This is a genomic window from Rhizobium laguerreae (assembly GCF_019778565.1).
Taxonomy (GTDB): Bacteria; Pseudomonadota; Alphaproteobacteria; order Rhizobiales; family Rhizobiaceae; genus Rhizobium; species Rhizobium laguerreae.
Genome location: NZ_JAAXQT010000007.1, coordinates 163,870 through 184,761, shown reverse-complemented (window position 1 = coordinate 184,761; position 20,892 = coordinate 163,870). Strand labels below are relative to the sequence as shown.

At 61.2% G+C, this 20,892-nt stretch carries 25 protein-coding genes; 16 read left to right on the top strand and 9 right to left on the bottom strand.

Features of this window, described 5'->3' with window-relative positions:
• The first annotated feature begins 15 nt into the window (after positions 1-15).
• Complete coding sequence (locus HFO71_RS21860; RefSeq protein WP_221988410.1) at positions 16-1,866, top strand: DUF2264 domain-containing protein; 1,851 nt, start codon at positions 16-18, stop codon at positions 1,864-1,866.
• Positions 1,867-1,913: 47 nt separating this feature from the next.
• Here HFO71_RS21860 and HFO71_RS21855 read toward each other — a convergent pair whose 3' ends face one another.
• A complete protein-coding gene (locus tag HFO71_RS21855; protein WP_168258541.1) occupies positions 1,914-2,420 on the bottom strand; it encodes an HIT family protein in 507 nt (168 codons plus the stop codon).
• A 206-nt stretch (positions 2,421-2,626) separates the two neighbouring features.
• Here HFO71_RS21855 and HFO71_RS21850 point away from each other — a divergent pair, with 206 nt between their 5' ends.
• The 4 genes from HFO71_RS21850 (at position 2,627) to HFO71_RS21835 (ending at position 4,904) form a co-directional block, all read left to right on the top strand.
• On the top strand, positions 2,627-3,454 hold the full coding sequence (locus HFO71_RS21850) for a hypothetical protein (RefSeq protein WP_221980020.1): 828 nt from the start codon (positions 2,627-2,629) through the stop codon (positions 3,452-3,454).
• Positions 3,451-4,095, top strand: coding sequence for an RES family NAD+ phosphorylase (locus tag HFO71_RS21845; protein ID WP_221980022.1), 645 nt, complete (start codon positions 3,451-3,453; stop codon positions 4,093-4,095). The genes HFO71_RS21850 and HFO71_RS21845 overlap by 4 nt, the downstream gene beginning before the upstream one ends.
• 231 nt (positions 4,096-4,326) lie before the next feature.
• Positions 4,327-4,590 (top strand): hypothetical protein, encoded by a 264-nt coding sequence (locus HFO71_RS21840; RefSeq protein ID WP_077976860.1) that lies wholly within the window; start codon positions 4,327-4,329, stop codon positions 4,588-4,590.
• Between the two features lie 44 nt (positions 4,591-4,634).
• Positions 4,635-4,904, top strand: coding sequence for a cyclase (locus tag HFO71_RS21835; protein ID WP_077976859.1), 270 nt, complete (start codon positions 4,635-4,637; stop codon positions 4,902-4,904).
• 150 nt (positions 4,905-5,054) lie between these two features.
• On the opposite strand, the gene HFO71_RS21830 is transcribed toward HFO71_RS21835, so the two are convergent.
• From HFO71_RS21830 to HFO71_RS21815, 4 genes are all read right to left on the bottom strand, one after another.
• Positions 5,055-5,474: an HD domain-containing protein gene (locus HFO71_RS21830; RefSeq protein WP_077977048.1), complete on the bottom strand. Its 420-nt coding sequence runs from the start codon at positions 5,472-5,474 to the stop codon at positions 5,055-5,057.
• A gap of 5 nt (positions 5,475-5,479) precedes the next feature.
• Positions 5,480-5,806 carry a DUF2934 domain-containing protein gene (locus HFO71_RS21825; RefSeq protein ID WP_221980026.1) on the bottom strand — a complete coding sequence of 109 codons (327 nt, stop codon included), beginning with the start codon at positions 5,804-5,806 and terminating at the stop codon, positions 5,480-5,482.
• Between the two features lie 56 nt (positions 5,807-5,862).
• Positions 5,863-6,219 (bottom strand): hypothetical protein, encoded by a 357-nt coding sequence (locus HFO71_RS21820; protein ID WP_077976858.1) that lies wholly within the window; start codon positions 6,217-6,219, stop codon positions 5,863-5,865.
• 109 nt (positions 6,220-6,328) lie between these two features.
• Positions 6,329-6,619 carry a hypothetical protein gene (locus HFO71_RS21815; RefSeq protein WP_020047251.1) on the bottom strand — a complete coding sequence of 97 codons (291 nt, stop codon included), beginning with the start codon at positions 6,617-6,619 and terminating at the stop codon, positions 6,329-6,331.
• Between the two features lie 322 nt (positions 6,620-6,941).
• On the opposite strand from HFO71_RS21815, the gene HFO71_RS21810 reads away from it, so the two are divergent.
• The 3 genes from HFO71_RS21810 to HFO71_RS21800 all read left to right on the top strand — a co-directional run bounded on the left by HFO71_RS21810 (position 6,942) and on the right by HFO71_RS21800 (position 9,330).
• The gene (locus HFO71_RS21810) at positions 6,942-7,256 is read left to right on the top strand and encodes a co-chaperone GroES (protein WP_027664694.1); all 315 of its coding nucleotides are present in this window, start codon (positions 6,942-6,944) and stop codon (positions 7,254-7,256) included.
• A gap of 155 nt (positions 7,257-7,411) precedes the next feature.
• Positions 7,412-9,040 (top strand): chaperonin GroEL, encoded by a 1,629-nt coding sequence (groL, locus tag HFO71_RS21805; RefSeq protein ID WP_131641317.1) that lies wholly within the window; start codon positions 7,412-7,414, stop codon positions 9,038-9,040.
• Positions 9,041-9,093: 53 nt separating this feature from the next.
• Positions 9,094-9,330, top strand: coding sequence for a hypothetical protein (locus HFO71_RS21800; protein WP_077976856.1), 237 nt, complete (start codon positions 9,094-9,096; stop codon positions 9,328-9,330).
• A 56-nt stretch (positions 9,331-9,386) separates the two neighbouring features.
• On the opposite strand, the gene HFO71_RS21795 is transcribed toward HFO71_RS21800, so the two are convergent.
• The 3 genes from HFO71_RS21795 to HFO71_RS21785 are packed head-to-tail and all read right to left on the bottom strand — an operon-like array spanning position 9,387 to position 11,790.
• Complete coding sequence (locus tag HFO71_RS21795) at positions 9,387-9,665, bottom strand: DUF6522 family protein (RefSeq protein WP_077976855.1); 279 nt, start codon at positions 9,663-9,665, stop codon at positions 9,387-9,389.
• Positions 9,666-9,700: 35 nt separating this feature from the next.
• Positions 9,701-10,831, bottom strand: a complete 1,131-nt coding sequence (locus tag HFO71_RS21790) for an HPP family protein (RefSeq protein ID WP_077976854.1) — start codon at positions 10,829-10,831, stop codon at positions 9,701-9,703.
• A gap of 53 nt (positions 10,832-10,884) precedes the next feature.
• The gene (locus HFO71_RS21785; RefSeq protein ID WP_131641319.1) at positions 10,885-11,790 is read right to left on the bottom strand and encodes a LysR substrate-binding domain-containing protein; all 906 of its coding nucleotides are present in this window, start codon (positions 11,788-11,790) and stop codon (positions 10,885-10,887) included.
• A 266-nt stretch (positions 11,791-12,056) separates the two neighbouring features.
• Between HFO71_RS21785 and HFO71_RS21780 the strand changes: the two genes are divergently transcribed.
• Entirely contained in the window at positions 12,057-12,368 is a 312-nt protein-coding gene (locus HFO71_RS21780; RefSeq protein WP_077977047.1) for a hypothetical protein, read from the top strand.
• Positions 12,369-12,657: 289 nt separating this feature from the next.
• The gene (locus HFO71_RS35875) at positions 12,658-12,882 is read left to right on the top strand and encodes a hypothetical protein (protein WP_041472584.1); all 225 of its coding nucleotides are present in this window, start codon (positions 12,658-12,660) and stop codon (positions 12,880-12,882) included.
• A 31-nt stretch (positions 12,883-12,913) separates the two neighbouring features.
• Here HFO71_RS35875 and HFO71_RS21775 read toward each other — a convergent pair whose 3' ends face one another.
• A complete protein-coding gene (locus HFO71_RS21775) occupies positions 12,914-13,804 on the bottom strand; it encodes a GNAT family N-acetyltransferase (protein ID WP_206111759.1) in 891 nt (296 codons plus the stop codon).
• A gap of 346 nt (positions 13,805-14,150) precedes the next feature.
• Here HFO71_RS21775 and argE point away from each other — a divergent pair, with 346 nt between their 5' ends.
• The 6 genes from argE (at position 14,151) to HFO71_RS21745 (ending at position 20,720) form a co-directional block, all read left to right on the top strand.
• Complete coding sequence (gene argE, locus HFO71_RS21770; RefSeq protein ID WP_221980039.1) at positions 14,151-15,272, top strand: acetylornithine deacetylase; 1,122 nt, start codon at positions 14,151-14,153, stop codon at positions 15,270-15,272.
• 26 nt (positions 15,273-15,298) lie between these two features.
• Positions 15,299-16,222 carry a 2-hydroxyacid dehydrogenase gene (locus HFO71_RS21765; RefSeq protein WP_221980042.1) on the top strand — a complete coding sequence of 308 codons (924 nt, stop codon included), beginning with the start codon at positions 15,299-15,301 and terminating at the stop codon, positions 16,220-16,222.
• Positions 16,223-16,247: 25 nt separating this feature from the next.
• Positions 16,248-16,601: a cupin domain-containing protein gene (locus HFO71_RS21760; protein WP_221980044.1), complete on the top strand. Its 354-nt coding sequence runs from the start codon at positions 16,248-16,250 to the stop codon at positions 16,599-16,601.
• 129 nt (positions 16,602-16,730) lie between these two features.
• Complete coding sequence (locus HFO71_RS21755; protein ID WP_221980046.1) at positions 16,731-18,194, top strand: aldehyde dehydrogenase family protein; 1,464 nt, start codon at positions 16,731-16,733, stop codon at positions 18,192-18,194.
• Between the two features lie 9 nt (positions 18,195-18,203).
• Positions 18,204-19,247 carry a tartrate dehydrogenase gene (locus HFO71_RS21750; RefSeq protein WP_132612071.1) on the top strand — a complete coding sequence of 348 codons (1,044 nt, stop codon included), beginning with the start codon at positions 18,204-18,206 and terminating at the stop codon, positions 19,245-19,247.
• Positions 19,248-19,262: 15 nt separating this feature from the next.
• Positions 19,263-20,720, top strand: a complete 1,458-nt coding sequence (locus HFO71_RS21745) for an NAD-dependent succinate-semialdehyde dehydrogenase (RefSeq protein WP_206989282.1) — start codon at positions 19,263-19,265, stop codon at positions 20,718-20,720.
• The last annotated feature ends 172 nt before the right edge of the window (positions 20,721-20,892 follow it).

Genomic DNA, 20,892 nt, shown 5'->3' with positions numbered 1-20,892 from the left:
ATTTCGAGCCTGACAATGATATATGATCCCGCCCGGGCCAATCCGCTTTTCGGCAACCCCCTGAAGACACGCGACGACCTCGCCAGGGCCGTCATCGATCTCTTCGAGCCGCTGCTGCCGTATTTTTCCGAAGGCGGCGCCCGTGTGCGCCTCGGCGCGGCCGCCGCGATCTTCGATCGGGCGGCAGCGGATCTGGAGGGATTTGCGCGGCCGCTCTGGGGGATCGTTCCGCTCGTTGCGGGCGGCGGCGTGTTTCCGCATTGGGATCTCTATCGCGGCGGGCTGGCAAACGGCACCAATCCCGCTCATCCCGAATATTGGGGCGATCTTGCCGACCGCAATCAGCGGCTGGTCGAACTCGCCGCCGTCGGCTTCGCCCTGGCGCTCGTGCCCGAGCACATCTGGGAACCGCTTGACGACAGCGAGAAGAAGACGGTCGCCGCCTATCTTCTCAGAGCACGCGAGCTGGAATTCATCGACAACAACTGGAAATTCTTCCGTGTGCTCATCGATCTAGGGCTGGAACGCGTGAGCGTGGCGTTCGATCACCGGAAAACCCTCGCCTATCTCGACGAGGTGGAGGCCTTCGACCTCGGGGAAGGCTGGTATCGCGACGGGCCGGTTCGGCGGGTCGATCATTACATTCCCTTCGCCATGCATTTCTACGGCCTGATCTATGCGGTGCTGGCCAAGGGCGACGAGGCGCGCAAGGATCGCTTCCGCGATCGTGCCGAGATCTTCGCCAGGGACGTCCGCCACTGGTTCGGCCCCGATGGTGCAGCCCTTGCCTTCGGCCGCAGCCAGACCTACCGCTTCGCGGCGGGAGGTTTCTGGGGCGCGCTTGCCTTTGCCGGCGTCGAAGCCCTGCCCTGGGCGGAGATCAAGGGCTATTACATGCGCCATATCCGCTGGTGGTCGGCGATGCCGATTGCCGATCGCGACGGCGTTCTTTCGGTCGGCTACGGCTATCCGAACCTCTTCATGAGCGAGAGCTACAACTCTCCCGGCTCGCCCTATTGGGCGCTGAAATTCTTCCTGCCGCTCGCCCTTCCGGGGGATCATCCGTTCTGGGCGGCCGAGGAGGTACCGCAGCCGGAATTTCCGGAGCCGGTTGCGTTGAAGCCGGCGGGAATGGTCGCCATGCACACGCCGGGAAACGTGGTCGTACTCTCCTCAGGGCAGCAGCACGACAAGATGCTCGGCGTAAACGAGAAATATTCGAAATTCGTCTACTCCACGCGCTACGCCTTCAACATCGAAGCCGACGACCGGAATTTCTCCGCCGCGAGCTTCGACGGCATGCTCGGCCTCTCCGATGACGGCGTCCATTTCCGGATGCGGGAATCTCTCGAAGAGGCGTTGATCGCTGGCGACCTGCTCTATTCGCGCTGGCGCCCCTGGAGCGATGTCACCATCGAATCCTGGCTGCTTCCCGAAAACCCGTGGCACATTCGCATCCACCGCATCGCCACGCCGCGCACCCTTGGCACCATCGAGGGCGGCTTTGCGATCGAACGCGCGGATTTCAATGCCGATCGCTCCGATGTAAGCGATGGTCGGTCCGTCTGGTACGGACAGACTGATATCAGCGCGATCGTCGATCTATCGCCAAATCGAAGGGCCGGCCATGCGATGAGCCCGATACCAAACACAAATCTCATCCACGCCAAGACCCTGCTGCCGCAGCTGCGCGGCGAAAGCGGCCCCGGAACCACCGTGCTGGTGACCGCCGCGATGGCCCTGCCCCGCCGTGAAAACTGGGCAAAGGCGCTCGACAACCCGCCGGCCTGTCCTCGCCTCGACGAGGTGGAGCGGTTCTTTCGCGAAAAAGGCGTACGCGTGCCGGCATTCGCCCTCGGGACGTAGCTTGGAGGCACTGGCTTCCGGGTTTCGACCGCCGGCCAGACGGTTGATTATCGTGCGGTCAACTCTGAACGGTATGCTTCACCAATGCGCTGCGCCAGCTGTGCCATTTGATCGTCGGGTATCTGTAAAACCCCGTACTCCGCCATCAGTGCATGGTATTGCTGCTTTTCGAGCGGCACACCTGAGGGCAAGGGAACGACATGAAAATGTAGGTGGCTGTTGGCTTGTTGGCTGCCGAGCGAAAGCACATAAATTCGCTCGGCGTCCAACAGGCTTTTGAGGGCGCGCGACAAGACATGCACCTTCTCCTGTAGTCGAAGATATTCATCTGTCGACATGTCCCGCGCCAGATCCTCCCGGTGCTCCTTCGGACAGACGAGGCAATAGCCCGGTAGAGTGGGGTATTTGCTCAGGAAAATGATCGTCTCGTCGTCTTCAAAAACGCGATGATGAAAGAAGTCAGGGTCATTCCTGACCAAGCCACAGATAAAGCATGGCCTTGTTCCGATGTCGTGCACATAGGCCTTGAGATCAAATGGTTGGCGTTCGATCATTCTAAACCTCTGTCGTCTCACGCGCCGAGGCGTATCCGATCGTCAAATTGGTGCGACAACCGATATTGGGAAGTCAAATCGATCCTGCCATCAAATCTGTCCACTGGCGCATATGCGAGGTGATGGTCCTGACACTCCCCATTGCAATCGACTTTGCATGATTTAGGTGATATTGGGATGCTTATCACCAATCTCACGTGGCCGAAATGACCGAAGCTCTCTTTTCCGAATTTCTCATGATTGATCGGTCGTCCGCCAACGACGGACGAACCGTGCCATTGGCTCGCCGCCGGCGCAAAGGCGTTGTTCCAGAACGGGCCTCGGATGAAAACGCTCTGCGTGATGCGTTCGCGGATGCCTTCCTGCAGACCCTGACGAAGTTCGCCGTCGATCGATCTGCTTTTCCTGGGAACGCGGACCCCGAACTCGCGAAGCTCGCCAGGGCGATGGCAAATGTTGCGGTCGGGGATTCCGTGGTAATCCGCTTAAAACCCGATCTTCCGGAAGGACATCGCAGATCCGTCAAGACCTTCTTCCAGACGATGGTCCGCGTCAGCGGCTCGCTGGAAGAAAGCCGGCTGGAAGACGCGATCAACAAGCTCGCGGATGTTATACTGCCTGATGAGCTTGGCGAGGCGCGCGGCGTGCTCGCAGCGGACAATCTGGAGCTCAGGGATCGCTTCATCGCTGAGGTGCCGCAGCTCACCAGCGCGGAGATCGGAAACCGCGCCGGCTCAAGCGCGAGAAACCTCTACGCGACTGCGGCGCGCTGGAAGAAAGCCGGCGACATTTTCTCAGTACATCATCGCGGCACCGAATATTTTCCGGCGTTTCAGCTCCGGGACGGACGGCCGCATCCTGCGATCAAGAAGGCGCTTGTGGCGCTTCCGGAAAACCTGTCTCCATGGCAGCGTGCATTCTGGTTCGTTTCAACGAACGGCTGGCTGGACGACAAGGCGCCCATGGATGCGCTTGACGATATCGACGCGGTGGCTGCTGCCGCGGCCCGTGAACGGCAAGAGGTCATTGGGTGAGCCACCCTCCTCTGCCATGCCCGCCATCTCCTTTTGCAACGATCAACATCCGGACGATCAAGGCGGGTACGGCGCTTCATCGGACCCATCTGTCTTCGTTCCGGGCAGGGCAATTCAATCCCTGCAAGGGACAGCCGACGCGCTTTGCACCGTTCAACGACGCGCACGGCAATTGTGTCGCGACGCTCTATGCGGCAACGAGCAGAGAGGCGGCCGCCTTCGAGTCGATCGTTCACGACATCGAACCGGCCGCCGCTTTCAAGACCGTCCGGCTTGCCGTCGTCGAAGCGCGGACGGTGAGCGTCATCGCGCCAAAGCGTGATCTACGGTTGGCAAGCCTTTTCGCACCCGATTTGAAAGCCTGGAAACTCAATCGAACGGATCTCATCGAAACGCCGAAGACGACATATGGCGAGACCGTCCTGTGGGCCGAAGCCATTCATCGGACGCGCGCCGACGTCGACGGGTTGATCTGGACGTCCCGCCAGTGCGACCCCGAGCAATGCATCATCCTGTTCGAGGATCGCCTGGCAGAGGACCGGCTCGACGTCGTTCAATCCATTGACGCCGGTGCGGACGCCGATCTCCTTCTCGAACTGCGGGACTATGGGCGCCGTGCGGGCATCACGATCATATCTTAGCACCAATGACGCTCGCTGACTTCGGAACCGTCACCAAAGCTATTCTCGAAAAGCCAATGCGCGCCCAACGCCGCCGCCGCATAATATTTTCGAATTACTCGATAATTATATTTACACCCTCAACTAATGAATAAGAAAAACCCACTCTTCGCAACATTGCTGTAATGAAATCCGGCAAAGCGCAGCAGCATACTCAGCTTTCAGTTTCCGAGATCTTGAGAGGAGGACGCAATGCCTACCATAATGATCTACCACGACGTCAAAGACACGAAACACTGGCTCGCCTCACCGATCCGCAAGCAGGTATTGGAACCCGTTGGCGTCACGAACATTCGCACGTTTACAGACCCTCAAAACTCCAACCGCGTCGGCTTGGTCATGGACGTTGCAGACATGGAAAAGTTGATGGCCTTCATGCAGACCAAGGCAGCGGCCGATGCGATGGCGAGTGACGGCGTCTTGCCCGAGACCATGACGTTCCTCGTTCAATCGTAACACACATCTCGACGAGACTTGGAAATGCAACGCGGGAGGATGATATGACGACATTATTCGTTAGGCACGAGGTCTCCGATTATGCCGCCTGGCGCAAGATATATGATGGCTTTTCGCCGGTGCAGAAGGTCAATGGGGTAACGGCGCAAGCCGTTTATCGCGCCAACGACAATCCGAACGATATTACCGTCACCCACGAGTTTGCCACGCTTGAAGCGGCGCAGGCATTTAGCAAGCTGGACGAGCTGAAGACGGCGATGCGCACGGGAGGCGTGCTCGGCGCGCCGACGGTGTGGTTTGCCAACAAAGCATGAAATGCCGCCAAACGGCCTCCGCCGCTGCAAGCGGGGGCCAGGTTGCGGTCGCGCTCTGCACGTGACATGGAAGCCGAGGAGTGCGCCCTTGCGCCGATTGCCGACCTTTGGTGGCAGTTGCAGGCGAACTGCGCAAATTCGTCCGCGGTCCTATTGTCCGTTCCTGATGTCGCGCAAGAGATCCAGGCCCCGCTGGTATTTTTCCGTTTTCTTGCCAGCTTGTTCGGCCTGTCGGAGATTATCTTCGAGATCGGCCCGTTTGACGGGCAAGGCCAGCGCGTTTGATGCCGCACGTCTGACGAAATCGTCATCCGGCTCGTCCGGCCGCCGTGTCAGAGCATTCACCGCGGAGATGATCGCCGGCGGAAACCCTTCTTCCCGCAGCCTGTCGAGCGTCCAGCCGCTGCCCTTCTCGACGACGTCATGAAGGTAGGCGACCGTTCGCGTCTCCTCACCGGAAACGAGAAGCGCTACTCGCTGGCAGTGCTCGAAGAACGGCCGGCCGGTCTTGTCCGCCTGGCCTTCGTGGGCCGTAAGAGCGATCTGGATGGCATGGTCGAGATGCTGCATGGCGATCACGGCCCTTCGGTCTTCCTGATCTTCCGCCAGGAAGGCTTTTCGCTCGTCGTCATCTCGATGTCAGGCACGGGAGCCTTGGCGGCCTCAACAGGCCACGTTCTTGGAAGATCGAAATCGCCGCTCTCGCCCGCCCCTTGAAGCAATGCCGCATCATCCCTGTCGTCTTCATCGAGCAGGTTCTGCAGCGTCTCATGCTCATCCTCGCCGGCAAGTTCGTCGCAGGCTTGAAGCCAATGGCGCTGGTCAGCGCCATCCGGGCGGCCCTCGGCCTCCCAGATTTCGTAGGCACGGCGACGGATTTGCTCGTGCTTGTCTATAGCCATGATCGCCTCCAAGCGCATTGGAACGAGCCGCCCGAAGAGCGGCTCGGCCGCCCTTTTCAGGGCGTGTTGATGGTTGGAAGAAAATCCTCCACCTGCTTGCGTTGATCCTTTGGAAGCGTCTCCACCCGTTCCTTCCAGAACCGTTCGGCCTCCGGCGGATCCTTGTCCCAGTGGCGAACATCGGTGATATTGTCATCGATCATCGACCGGCGGTGGCCGCCGAGACTGAGATATTTTTTCGCAAGCTTCAGGCTTGGGGTTTCGGTGCCGCTATCGCGACTTAATACCGAACTCACATTGCGCCGGGCGGTCTCCAATGCCCTTTTGCGATCGGTTTCGGCCCGTTCGGTATCGGCGGACCGCGCATCGTCGGTGCCGCTCTCTGGCGGCACGTTGGATCTGGAAGTCATCATGGATCACCTTTCGATGTTGTGATCCAATAACCTTCGCAAGCAGTGAGAGTTCCGCGTGGGTGGCGATTGATTTGAGCGGGGGATCGAGGCGGAGCCACGCATCCGGCGATCAATGGACGGCCATGCTCACCATCCGATAGGGGTGCACGGCTTCGAATTGCGAGATCATCGCCGTTGCCTGCTGCAATACGAGCTCGGCATTTTCCGGATCATCACGGGCGAGCTCATCGGCGTTGACGCGGATCGCTTCAGCCATGTTGTTGGAGATTGCCGCAAATTGCGTATTGCCTTCGACAAAGGCCTCACGCGCCGTGTCCTCCAGCGTACGAGCGATATCGACGAGGATTTCCTCGCGTTCCTCGATACTGAGGTCTTTGATTAGTTTGGTGTTCTCTTCCATGTCACTCACTCCTAAAGACGTGGGACGGTGACCGAGCTCATCAAGCCTCGGCCACCAAAGAACTAGGAATGCCGAAATACGGATTCAAGCCTCAATGCCGTTCGCCCTTTTATTCGAACGCAGGAGCCGATTGTCTGTTCCCTGTTGGGCGTTAGCAGTCTCCGGCGGAGAGTGCTAATTTTTCTTTCGTCGCCTCTTGAAATTGCTAAACCCTCGAACCAGATCATTCGCGCAAGGCGCGCGCGAACCTGCACCCGCCCGGATTGGTTATCCGATCCGGCCACGGGAACAACGTCATCATTGTTCATCGATGGAGGAAGACATGTCGTTTCGACCGCTTCATGACCGTATTCTCGTCCGCCGGGTCGATTCAGAGGAAAAGACCAAGGGCGGCATCATCATTCCCGACACCGCCAAGGAGAAGCCGCAGGAAGGCGAGGTTATCGCCGTCGGCCCCGGCGCACGCAACGACGCCGGACAGATTCAGGCTCTCGACGTCAAGCCCGGCGATCGCATCCTGTTCGGCAAATGGTCCGGCACCGAGATCAAGATCAATGGCGAAGATCTGCTGATCATGAAGGAAAGCGACGTGATGGGGATTATCGAAACCCGGGGCGAAAAGAAGCAGGCCGCCTGAGATTCCTGCGGGGCATCCGTCGATGCAGGAGCGCATCGGCTTTTCATGGAAACGCAGAACCGCTCCAACCTTTTATTTCTGACGCAATTCCAAACGGAAAACCACGTCGCACTTTTCCAGGAATTGCTCTGGCTGCCTATGAAGGAGTGAGGACAATGGCTGCTAAAGAAATCAAATTCAGCACCGAAGCCCGTGAGAAGATGCTGCGTGGCGTCGACATCCTGGCCAACGCCGTGAAGGCGACCCTCGGCCCGAAAGGCCGCAACGTCGTGATCGAAAGGTCTTTCGGCGCACCGCGCATGACCAAGGACGGCGTTTCGGTCGCCAAGGAAATCGAACTCGAAGACAAGTTCGAAAACATGGGCGCACAGATGGTCCGCGAAGTCGCCTCGAAGACCAGCGACATCGCCGGCGACGGCACCACGACTGCAACGGTGCTGGCCCAGGCAATCGTCAAGGAGGGCGCCAAGGCCGTTACTTCGGGCATGAACCCGATGGACCTGAAACGCGGCATCGATCTTGCGGTCGGCGCCATCGTCGCGGAACTGAAGGCCAACGCCCGCAAGATCTCCAACAATTCCGAAATCGCCCAGGTCGGTACGATCTCTGCCAATGGCGATGCCGAAATCGGACGCTTTTTGGCGGAAGCCATGGAAAGGGTCGGCAATGATGGCGTCATCACGGTCGAAGAGGCCAAGACCGCCGAAACCGAACTCGAAGTCGTCGAAGGCATGCAGTTCGACCGCGGCTATCTCAGCCCCTACTTCGTGACCAATGCCGACAAGATGCGGGTCGAGTTCGAAGACCCCTATATCCTCATCCACGAGAAGAAGCTCTCCAACCTGCAGTCGATGCTGCCGGTTCTCGAAGCCGTCGTCCAATCCAGCAAGCCGTTGCTCATCATCGCTGAAGACGTCGAAGGCGAGGCGCTTGCGACGCTCGTCGTCAACAAGCTGCGCGGCGGCCTGAAGATCGCCGCCGTCAAGGCGCCTGGCTTCGGCGACCGCCGCAAGGCCATGCTGGAAGACATCGCCATCCTGACCGCCGGCACCGTGATCTCCGAAGATCTCGGCATCAAGCTCGAATCCGTCACGCTCGACATGCTCGGCCGTGCCAAGAAGGTGTCGATCGAGAAGGAAAACACCACGATCGTCGATGGGGCAGGCGCCAAGTCCGACATCGAAGGCCGTATTGCCCAGATCCGCGCCCAGATCGAGGAAACCACGTCCGACTACGACCGCGAGAAGCTGCAGGAACGCCTTGCAAAGCTCGCCGGCGGCGTTGCCGTTATCCGCGTCGGCGGCTCGACGGAAGTCGAAGTGAAGGAGAAGAAGGACCGCGTCGACGACGCGCTTCATGCAACCCGCGCGGCGGTGGAGGAAGGCATCCTGCCTGGCGGCGGCGTGGCGCTGCTGCGCGCCGTCAAGGCGCTCGACAATCTCAACACGGCCAACCAGGACCAGCGCGTCGGTGTGGAGATCGTCCGCCGCGCGGTCGAGGCCCCGGCTCGCCAGATCGCCGAAAATGCCGGAGCGGAAGGCTCGATCATCGTCGGCAAGCTGCGCGAGAAGACCGAGTTCTCCTACGGCTGGAACGCTCAGACGGGCGAATATGGCGACCTCTATGCCCAGGGCGTTATCGATCCGGCCAAGGTGGTGCGCACCGCGCTGCAGGATGCGTCCTCCATCGCCGGTCTTCTCGTCACGACGGAGGCCATGATTGCCGAGAAACCCAAGAAGGACGCGCCGCCGCCATTGCCCGCCGGCCACGGCATGGACTTCTAAGACCGCTACCGGCCCGCCGGCTTGGCCGGCGGGCCCTTTCGGAGGGAATAGAGATGGTTCAAACGATCAAAACTCGATCGCAGGCACCGCTGGACTCCCGCGATCTCGAAATCTGCCAGCAGGTCTTCGACAAGATCAGATCCGATTACCAGGTGGCAAAGGACAGCGACGAAGCCGAACGAATGGCGAGCATCGTCATCGAACTCTACCGGCAGGGTGTGCGCGACGCCAATCACCTGCAGTCGATGGTCGAGGCGGCCCGCGGCCTCTTCGAAACGAGCGAGCGGTAGGGAATGCCGCGCCTGCGCGTCATAAGTACCGCGCGGGACCACACATAATGATGGTGTCAGCGTGGGCGCCGTCCGGAGGATTTACCCCGAAGAACGGTCATCTGCTCCTGCTGCACTTCATTTTCATCGTTCAAAACGGCTTGCCAAAGCCTGTTGCCGAGCCGAAGCGACACCCGTTTCGTCCCCTCGTGTTCAGCTGTCCCGATTTCCACGGAACTGACGACGGAACCATGGCGCATGTGGCGGCGAAGATCGGCAAGCGACAGCCCGAACCGCTCCGCCAATTCCGATGATTCCAGGATGAAATCGCCATTTGCATCGCGCTCGATCAGCACCGACTTTTTCTCCAGCTACGTTCCACGCCGACCACTCAGGCCACCGCCGGGATCTCATTGTCTTCCTTTGGCAGTAGCTGCGCCACTGCGCTCAGCAGATCCGTCTGCGATATCAGGCCGAGGATCCGGTAATCGTCATCGACAATGATGACGGCATGCGTGCGCCCGTCCGTCAGAACCGGCAATAACGACAGAGCGGGGTCCGAGGGCCTCGCTACCGCCGGTCTCGCGATCGCATGCGCGATTGTCTCGGTGCTCATGGACAATTCCCGCAAGCCGACGGTGCCGACGAGGCGGCCCTCTGGGTCCTTCACCGGCAAGGTGCGGATATTATGCTTCAAGAGAAGATGCCGTGCGGCATCCGGCTCCGAAGCTTCGCCAATGGCGATCACGTCGCGCGACATGATATCGGCACAGTTGATCTTGCCGTTTGAGCGGATGGCCGCTTGCAGCTCGACCTGCTGCAACAGCCGGCTAAGGTCTGCCCGGTCGATATCGAAGGTTTCGTCAAGCGCTTCGAGGGCCGCATCGACATCCTCCTCGCGAAAACCCACCCGCACCATGGATGGCAGGTCGATCGTCTGATGGGTGTTCTCTGCCGCTTTCGGAACGACATGCGGATAATTCCGCTTGGACACCTTGTGGAACAGCAGGCCAAGGCCGACGAGAATGCAGGAGTTCAAAGCGACGGGCACGAAGGGAAAGAGGAGCCCCCAGCCGGCAACGACAGGGCCGCCGAGCACAGCGGTCAGTGCGGCGGCTCCGCCGGGTGGATGAAGGCAGCGCGTGAAGGACATCGCGCCGATGGCAAGCGAAACGCCGACGCCGGTCGCGATGATCGGATCGCGAATGAAATAGGCGGCAATGATTCCCATCAGAGCGGAAATGGTATTGCCGCCGATGATCGACCATGGCTGCGCCAGCGGGCTTGCCGGCACCGCAAAAAGAAGCACCGCGGACGCTCCCATCGGCGCGACGATCAGAGGAAGATGTGGCCCCTGGCCAAACAGATAGCCGCTGATGACGCCGGTGAAACCAATGGCCAGCAAAGCGCCGAGACATGCAATCAATCGCTCTCGTAAGGTCGCACCGGCCAGAATAGGTGAAAACAAACGGAAGCGGCGGAAGCGGCTCGGTCCCACCTTCGGGGAAACGGGATACTGCATGACAAGACCAATTAAGCGAGGATTAGGTGGAGGGCGAACGGGAAATGTGAGAGCTAGTTTGTCGCCAGCCTGACATCTCTGCCCTTTGTCGCGCTGAGGACTTCGTGGAATGCGTTGAACGCGCTGGGACGATCATTCCTGCGGTAGACGAGCAGCGTCTCGACAGGGCCTAGCTGATGGGTCTGGACAGGCGTCGGCCAGTGCATGAGATCAAGGACGGATCGCGGCATGACACCCGCCGTGTTGCCGGTCGCAACGCTCGCCAGGATCGCGTGGTAGGAGCCGAGCTCGCTCGTCGGCAGGGCGCTCGATTTGCGCGCCCAGTTTTCGGCGATCCTGCGATAGGTGCAGCCGGGCTCGAGAGCGGCGAGCGATCCGACACGCAGGTCTGCGGCGGATTTGATGGAGGGATGCCCGGATGGCAACACGATCAACAGGTCCTCGACGAAGACCGGCTCCATTTCCAGTGCCTTGAGTTCGGCATCGAAGCTCGAGTCTTCCTCCCGCATCGTCTTCGGCGGGCGGGCAATCAGCGCACAATCCAGGACATCGGAGAGAACGTCGCGGGTCAGATCGCGGGACGCTCCCATCGTCAGATGAAGCGACACATCAGGCCACATCTGATTGAATTGCGTTAGCGCCGCCGGCAGCCTGCTTGCCGCCGTGCTCTCCATGGTGCCGACCCGCAACGTCCCCGATGGGGCGAGAGGCCGCACGGCCTGGCGCGCTTCGAGCGCAAGCGTCATAAGCCGGTTGGCATAGCCGAGAAACGTCTCACCCTCCCGCGTCAACGTCATCTTCTTGCCGTCACGGCTGAAGAGGGAAACGCCGAGGTCCTCCTCCAATTGCTGGATACGCGTCGTCACATTCGACGGAACTCGCCCTACGGCCTTGGCAGCCTTCGTCACGCTGCGGTCGCTGGCGACAGCGAGGAATATCTCGATCGATGAAAGGTCCAATGAAAAGATCTCGTTTCCGGAATTAAGACGGTAGATAATTCTCTATATAAAAATCATTATGCCAACTCAAGCCGGTTTCGGCATTGGACGAAAAAAAGCAAGCCGGGGACCGGACAAGCAAGCGATTGCCGAAAAAAGGATCGCGACGCCGAGGAAATAGCCATGCAAGCGGCGACATGCCTCTGTCGGATGGGGATTTGCGGGTTTGGGGCTGGCATGAGGTTTGCATCCGCAAGGCCATCTGCAGATCGATCGGCGACGACCCCATGTTGCACCTTGTCTTGACCTGTCTTCTCCTGAGCGTCGCTTCGGGCTTGAGCATGCGGCGTTTTCTGCTGCCGTATTTTGCAGGCGGCGACCTCGCCGAGAAATCCGCCCCAGTGACAATCGTCGCAAGCGCCGTCTTTCTGGCGGCAATCGCTTTCACCGTCTCCGATCAGGATGTTTGGGCAAAATCCGTCATCCTGATACTCGGCCTCTCGCTGGCGGCGATGTTCGACGATGCGAGACCCAGGCTGACGATTGCCCTCTCCGCCATCAGTTTGGCAGCCTATCTCGGGCTGCGTTCGATTAGCTGAGCATCCGATCTTCACGCAAACAGATCCGTGGTGATTGAACACCGCAGCTCATCGCAGGTGTCGAAGCCCAATCGAGGCGTTGCATCTACCGACGAAATTATTCGTCAACAGAGCCACATCTTACAACCTGAAACATCCCCTACCGCGGACAAGAAAGACTTCGCGCAAAACGGGAAATGATCTCCATTGAAGAATATTCACTTGCTGTTATTCTCCATCGTAGAACATTTTCCGAGACACGCCGGGATCGCAGCGGCTCCCGTGCCGCACGAATGTTCGAGTTACGCCGATGATGAGGAGGCGAGTGGCGATCATGGAGAGCGACCCGGCAGGAAAAATCTGGTCGGAGTGGTATGCGTGGCATCCTGTCTTGCCGATCGATGACACAGTGTTCTGGCTCGAGACCGTGTACCGAAGGGAAAGCCCGGAAGGTCTCTGGCAATATCGTTCGTTCCGGCCCGAGGTTGAACGCCGGCAGGCTCTAACCGACATACCGGTCTGTCCCGGCGCTTAAAACCCGATATCGATCCCTAGGTAGGATTGCGTCAACCGAGCGCCTGGCTGACGAGTGCGTAGGTCTTCGGCTCCGGCGCCACCGCCCGTCCGGCAACAGGAAGCCAAGGGCCACCGAGCGACATGGTCGTCACGATATCGTAGACAGGAAGACCGCAGCGGGAGAGGAAATCGGAAAAGGCTCCGCCCTGCTCGCGTGTGTCGAGGCGCAGGAACGCTCCTGCGTGCTCGGCTGCATGCGGGCGGGCGACGGCGATCGCGTCTGCGTCACTGCGCGCCACAACGGGACCGATGACATGGCCACGCCCGAACCGCCGGCAAAGCGAGAATGCCTCAATCCGACCGGCGCGGCTCAACACGATGCCCTTGGAATTTGCCAGAAGCCGGGCCAGGAGCAGTTTGCGATCCGTGCCGAAAGCCACGCAATCCAATTCGGCGATCGCTTCAAGATCACCAGCCTCGACGGCCCGTATCACGGCGCCGGATGGCGGCGCCACATCCGGCGGCAAGATCGCTTCGCCTTGGCATTGAAAGACGAGCGCCTCCCGAACAAAATTCAGGGACCGATAAAGACGGCGCGCTGCGCGCGTCGCATTCAGCCCGAGGTTCCGCCCGGCGACCTGATTCAGCGCGTGTCCCATCAACCATTGCCCGGCGCCATTGGCTTGAAGACGCGGCGAGGTGATGACCATACCGACCGTGGCAAATTGCGCGTCATAGGGAAACCACATGGCAGAGCCCAGGATACGGCCGATTTCATCGATCGCCACGATGCCCTGTCCGAACTCCCGCAGGAACTGCCAGTCTTCACCGCGATGCGGCCAGGCGACGGTCATCGACAGTGCATGCAACTGGTCGAGGGCAACGCTGTCGATCCCGGCGATATGCGTCTCGAAACTATCGACGAACCTGGATTCGGACATCAGTTCACTCACTCCCGCCCCTGCTGCATTTTTTGGCCAAGTCTGCGCCCGGAAACTTATCCGCCCAGACTAGAACAGATCGTTCGATACAATTCACTGGTGAAGCCTGCGCAAACACAACAATCGACCAAATCCCGATGCGCTTTCGGCAAGTAACGCCTGCGCCTCCCTCTAGACTCATCAACAGATCCAGCGGCCGGAGTCGCTGTTCACTGTGAGAGCCCGGAAATGTCGCTTCCATCAGCCCAGTTGCAAACACCTCTAACATCGCGCTGGACCGAGTTGTCGTTTCCGTCGGCGGCATGGCCGCCGTCTCGGCAGGCAGGGCATGCTTGTGAGGCCGCCGATGCAGGCCATTGAAATTCTCGAAAGGCTCGTCGGCTTCCCCTCCGTCGTCGGCACGCCGAACGGCGAGATCGTCGCGTGGATCCGGCACTATCTGCAAAGCCACGGCGCCGTCGTCACCGAGCTTCCCGGCCCGGAGGGCGACCGGTCGAACCTGTTCGCCACGATCGGCCCGAAGGAAACGCCGGGCTATATCCTCTCAGGCCATATGGACGTGGTCCCCGCTGCCGAAAGCGGCTGGACCAGCGATCCGTTCCGCCTGCGGGCCGAAGCGGACCGCCTTTACGGTCGCGGCGCCACCGACATGAAGGGCTTCCTGGCCGCGGCTCTCGCGGCCGTTCCGGCGTTGGCGGCCTCACCGCTTCGCCGGCCCGTCCACCTCGCCTTTTCCTATGACGAGGAGGCCGGCTGCCGCGGCGTGCCGCACATGATCGCGCGCCTGCCGGAGCTCTGCGCAACTCCGTTTGGCGCAATCATCGGCGAGCCGAGCGGCATGCGGGCGATCCGCGCTCACAAGGGCAAGGCCGCCGCCCGGCTGACGGTCAAGGGCCGGTCCGGCCATTCCTCGCGTCCGGACCAGGGACTGAACGCAATCCATGCCATCACCGATGTTCTGGCCTGCGCTCGCGCCGAAGCCGAACGGCTCGCCTCCGGCCCATTCGAACCTGTCTTCGAACCGCCCTACTCCTCGCTTCAGGTCGGCACGTTGAAGGGCGGCCAGGCGGTCAACATCATTCCCGACACCTGCGAAGCCGAGTTCGAAGCGCGGGCCATTTCCGGCGTCGATCCGATCACGTTGCTTGCCCCACTGCGAGTAGCGGCCGAGGCGCTGTCGCCGCTCGGCTTTCAGGTGGAATGGCGCGAACTCAGCGCCTATCCGGCGCTTTCTCTGGCCGCCGATGCGCCGCTTGCGGCACTGCTTGGCGAACTGACCGGCATCGAGCCGCTCGCTGCCGTCAGCTACGGCTCGGAGGCCGGCCTTTTTCAGCGCGCCGGCATCGATGCGATCATCTGCGGACCGGGCGACATCGGCCGCGCCCACAAGCCGGACGAATTCATCCTCGCCGGCGAACTGCGCGCCTGCCAGGCGATGGTTGAGGCGCTTGGCCGCCGTTGCACCTGATGACATCGGATCAAGGAGCCGACGCCATGACCTTTCTCTTCAATTCGGATGCGAAACGCGGCGCCATATTCGCCGAAGCCTTCGCCCGCGAACTGCCCGACATTGCTTTTTCCATGGATCCCCAGTCGGTCGAACCGGACGCCGTGCGCTACCTGATCACCTGGACCGTGCCGGAGGATCTCGCGCGCTACCGCAATCTCGAAATCCTGTTTTCGATCGGCGCCGGCATTGACCAGTTCCGCATTGATGCGGTGCCGGCATCGGTGAAGGTGGTGCGCATGGTCGAGGACGGCATCGTCAGGATGATGCAGGAATATGTGACGCTGGCCGTACTTGCGCTGCATCGCGACCTGCCGGCCTATCTCGATCAGCAGCGGCGCCGAACCTGGCAGACGATCGCTCCTAGGCAAGGCTCGGACCGCCGCATCGGCGTGCTCGGGCTCGGCATGCTTGGAAGCGCCGCGCTCGAACGGTTACAGCCCTTCGGCTTTCCGCTTTCGGGCTGGAGCCGCAGCCCGCGCGAGATCGACGGCGTCCGATGCCTGAGCGGCCGGGACGGCCTCGATATTCTGCTTGCAACCACCGACATTCTCGTCTGCCTGCTGCCGCTGACGGACGAAACGCGCGGCTTCCTGAATGCCGAGCTTTTCGCCGGACTGCCGGCCGGCGCAGCACTCATCCATGTCGGCCGCGGCGCTCAACTCGACCATCAGGCGCTCATTGACGCGCTCGACGCCGTGCATCTCTCCGGCGCCGTCGTCGACGTTACCGATCCGGAGCCGCTGCCTGCGGACCACGCCTTCTGGAACCATCCGAAGATCCTGCTGACGCCGCACATTGCGAGCGTCACCCAGCCTGAAACCGCCGCGGCGGCCGTCATCGGCAACATCAAACGGCACCAAGCGGGCCTCGATCCGATCGGCTTGGTCGATCGCAACCGCGGCTACTGAGTTCTCAACCTAGGAAAGCAAAATCATGTCCCTCCTCAAGACGATCGACACCAATCCATCCTTCGCGCCGCGCGAATCCGGCCCCCTCCCCGAACGGCTGATCTCAGGCAATCCGGCCTTCAAGACCTGGGCACAGGACGTCGCCTGCGGCGAGACGGTTCATAGCGGCGTCTGGGAAGCGACACCCGGCGAGACGCGCTCGATCAAGGGGGAGACGTTCGAGTTCTGCCATATCCTGTCCGGCCTGGTCGAACTCACGCCGGAAGGTGGCGAACCGGTGGTCTACAAGGCCGGCGACAGCTTCGTCATGAAGCCGGGCTTCGTTGGCGTCTGGAAGACGATCGAGACGGTGCGCAAGATCTACGTCACCGTGTCGTGAAGCCGACGCCGTAGATTTGACTGCGGCGGCGGCGAAAACGCAATTTATCGCCGCTGCGGCATCACCGGTCGACGCATGCTGCTCGCGTTCTCCAGTTAGGCTTGTCTCAGCCCATCCCGAGGACATGCGATGACACTCAGCTTCGATCCGAACACGATTTCCCTGCCCGTCGGACATTTCATCGGCGGCCGGCTGGTTCCGGCCGAGGCCGTCATCGACATGCATCGCCCATCCGACGGCAGGGCCTATGCCGGCTGCCCGCTGGCCGACGAGGCGCTTGTCGACCAGGCCGTCGAAGCCGCCAGGACCGCATTGAAGACGAGCAATTGGGGCGGCATGCGGCCGCGCGAGCGCACCGTGGCGCTGCAGCGCTGGGCGGACCTGATCGAAGCCGAGGCGGAGACCCTCGCCAAGCTCGAGGCGCTTTCCTCGACACGGCCCGTCGGTCATCTCGTCGCCGGCGACATCGCCGTCACCGCCGAACAGATCCGCTTCTTTGCCGAATTCGCCGACAAGGAGGGCGGCGACCTCGTCCCGACCGACGATGCGAACTTCGGTATGATCATGACGGAACCCTATGGCGTCGTCGGCGCCATCACACCCTGGAATTTTCCCTTGTCCATGGCCGGCTGGAAGCTCGGCCCGGCGCTGGCGGCAGGCAATGCGGTGGTGCTGAAGCCATCGGAAATGACGCCGTTTTCGACGCTCTATCTCGCCGAACTTTCGGTGCGGGCCGGCCTGCCGGCAGGTCTCGTCAACATCGTGCTCGGCGACGGCCCGACCACCGGAAATGCGATCACCGGACATCCGGGCATCTCCAAGGTCAGCTTCACCGGTTCGACTGCGGCCGGCGCGGCAATAATGACCAACATCGCCCGCACCGGCGTGAAGCCGATGACGCTGGAACTCGGCGGCAAGAGCCCGCAACTGGTTTTCGCCGATGCCGATCTCGAGCTTGCAGCCGGCGCAATCGCCGGCAGCATTCTCTCCAACGCCGGTCAGGCCTGCGTTTGCGGATCCCGCCTGATCGTCGAAGCGAAGGTGGCGGACGCGCTTGCAGCCGCACTCATCGAGAAGCTGGCCGCCATCCGCCCCGGCCCCACCTGGGATGAAGCGACCGATTATTCGCCCGTCATCTCCGAACGACAGATCGCCCGCATGGACGGCATCATCCGTGCCGCGATCGACGGTGGCGCCGAGTGCCTCACCGGTGGCCGCCGCCTCGACCGCGACGGTTATTTCTACGCACCGACCCTGATTTCGGGCGTGACGGCAACATCGCCGGCGGTTCTTGAGGAAATTTTTGGACCGGTGCTGACCATTCAGACTTTCGAGGACGAGGAGGAAGCGTTGGGGCTCGCCGACCATCCGGCCTATGGGCTCGCCGCCGGCCTCTTCACCCGCGATCTCTCGCGTGCCATCCGCGTGACGCGCCGCCTGCAGGCCGGCACCGTCTGGGTCAACCGCTACGGCCGCTCGCGCGACCATATCCTGCCGACCGGCGGCTACAAGCAGTCCGGCATCGGCAAGGATCTCGGCCGCGACGCCTATCTCGCCAACCGCAAGAGCAAGAGTGTGCTCATCAGCCTGTGAGGATCTGCGATGAAAACCTACAAGATCGCCCTTCTGCCCGGAGACGGCATCGGCCGTGACGTGACGGCAGCAGCCTGGGCCGTGCTCGAAAAGGCAGCTCGCCTGAACGGATTTTCTCTTGACGCAACCAGCTATCCCTGGTCCTGCGACTACTATCTGGAGAACGGCAGCATGATGCCCGCCGATGGCATCGAAACGCTCAGATCCTTCGATGCCATCCTGCTCGGCGCCGTCGGCTGGCCTCGCAAAGTGCCGGATTCCGTGTCGCTGCATGGGCTGCTGCTGCCGATCCGCAAGGCCTTCGTGCAATACGCCAATATCCGTCCGCACCGGCTGCTGCCGGGTGTGCAGGGGCCGTTGCGGTCCGATGGCTTCGACATCCTCTGCATTCGTGAAAATACCGAGGGCGAATATTCTGGCGCCGGCGGCCGCGTCCACCAGGGCACCGATAATGAGGTGGCGGTCGAGACCTCGATTTTCACCCGCAAGGGGGTCGAGCGCATTCTGCGTTTCGGCTTTGAGCAAGCACGGGCGCGACGCGGCACGCTTGCCTCGGTGACGAAGTCCAATGCGCAGAAATATTCGATGGTCTTCTGGGACGAGATCACCCAGAGGCTTTCAGCGGAATATCCCGATGTCGAAGTGACCAGCTACCATATCGACGCCATGGCCGCCCGCATGGTCATGGCGCCTGATAGCCTCGACGTCGTGGTCGCCTCCAACCTGTTCGGCGATATCCTGACCGATCTCGGCGCCGCCATCCAGGGCGGGCTTGGCTTTGCCGCCTCCGCCAATATCAATCCCGATCGCTCGGCGCCGTCGATGTTCGAACCGGTCCACGGCTCGGCGCCCGATATCGCTGATCTCGGCATCGCCAATCCGATCGCCGCCATCTGGTCGGGCGCAATGATGCTGGAGCATCTCGGAGAAACGGCTGCCGCCGCAAGGGTGATGGCATCAATCGAGGCGACGACGGCACGCGGCATCGGCGCAATTCCCGGCAAGGACAAGACCGACGCGATCACGGCATCGGTGCTTTCGGCACTTGGCTGATCAATGGAGAACAGAATGAACGGATTAAGGGATAGCAGCCTGCTTCGTGAGCAAGGGCTGATCGACGGAGAATGGCGCGGGGCCGCGGCCGGACACACGATCGAGGTGATCGATCCGGCGACCCAGCATGTGCTGGGCACGGTACCCGACATGGATGGAGCCGATACGAGGGCGGCAATCGCCGCGGCGGAAAAGGCCTTTGGTCCATGGCGCGCAAAGACCAATGCCGAGCGCGGCGCATTGCTGGAAGCCTGGCACGATCTGATGCTCGACAATATCGAGGATCTGGCGCTGATCCTCACCCGTGAGCAGGGCAAGCCGCTGACGGAAGCGCGCGGCGAAATCCGCTATGGCGCCTCGTTCATCAAATGGTTTTCCGAGGAGGCGCGCCGCATCGGCGGAACGACCATTCCCTCGCCGACGGCAGATCGGCGGATCGTCGTTCTGAAGGAGCCCGTCGGCGTGTCGGCGATCATCACGCCGTGGAATTTTCCGAATGCGATGATCACCCGCAAGGTCGGGCCGGCGCTCGCCGCGGGCTGCACCGTCGTCGTCAAACCATCGGACCTCACCCCCTTTTCGGCGCTGGCGCTCGGCGTATTGGCGGAGCGCGCCGGCATCCCCAAGGGGGTGATCAATATCGTTACCGGCATGCCGGCCGGCATCGGCGACGAACTGATGGCAAACCACACCGTCCGCAAGATCTCTTTCACCGGCTCGACCCGCGTCGGCTCGCTGCTGATGCGCGGCGCGGCCGACAGCATCAAGCGGCTCAGCCTCGAACTCGGCGGCAACGCGCCCTTCATCGTCTTCGACGATGCCGATCTCGATCTTGCCGTGGAAGGCGCAATCGCCTCGAAATTCCGCAATGGCGGGCAGACTTGCGTCTGCGCCAACCGGCTTCTCGTCCAGTCCGGCGTCTACGAGGCCTTTGCCGCCAAACTTTCCGCGCGCGTATCGGCCATGAAGGTCGGGGCCGGCACGGATGCAGGCACGGATATTGGGCCGATGATCAACAGGGCGGCGATCGAGAAAATCAAGCGTCATGTCGACGATGCGGTGGAAAAGGGAGCGAAGATCCTTGCCACCGCGGGTTCCGTGCCTGAAGGCGATCAATATGCGGTGCCGATGGTGCTCGGCGATGCGACGACCGAAATGCAGCTTGCCAGCGAAGAGACCTTCGGACCCGTTGCCCCGCTTTTCCGTTTCGACCACGAGGACGAGGCGATCCGCATCGCCAACGCCACGCCCTTCGGCCTTGCGGCCTATTTCTACACCGAAAGCCTGAAACGCTCCTGGCGTGTCGCCGAAGCGCTCGAATTCGGGATGGTTGGCCTGAACACAGGGGCGATCTCGACGGAGGTCGCTCCCTTCGGCGGCGTCAAACAATCCGGTCTTGGCCGCGAGGGCGCGCAATGCGGCATGGAGGAATATCTCGAAATGAAGAGCTTTCACATCGGCGGGCTCGCCTAACTATAGGAAAACAAAAGAGCGTCGGGACATCATCCCGGCGCTGGATGATCGGAGCGACGGTCGATGCTCCTGCTGGAGCAACTCCGACACGTCGTTTTAAGTACTCCGCAACCTTTGGCGGATGCCTGCAAAATTACGGTGCCCAAACAACACTTCTTTGACGCTGCTTTGA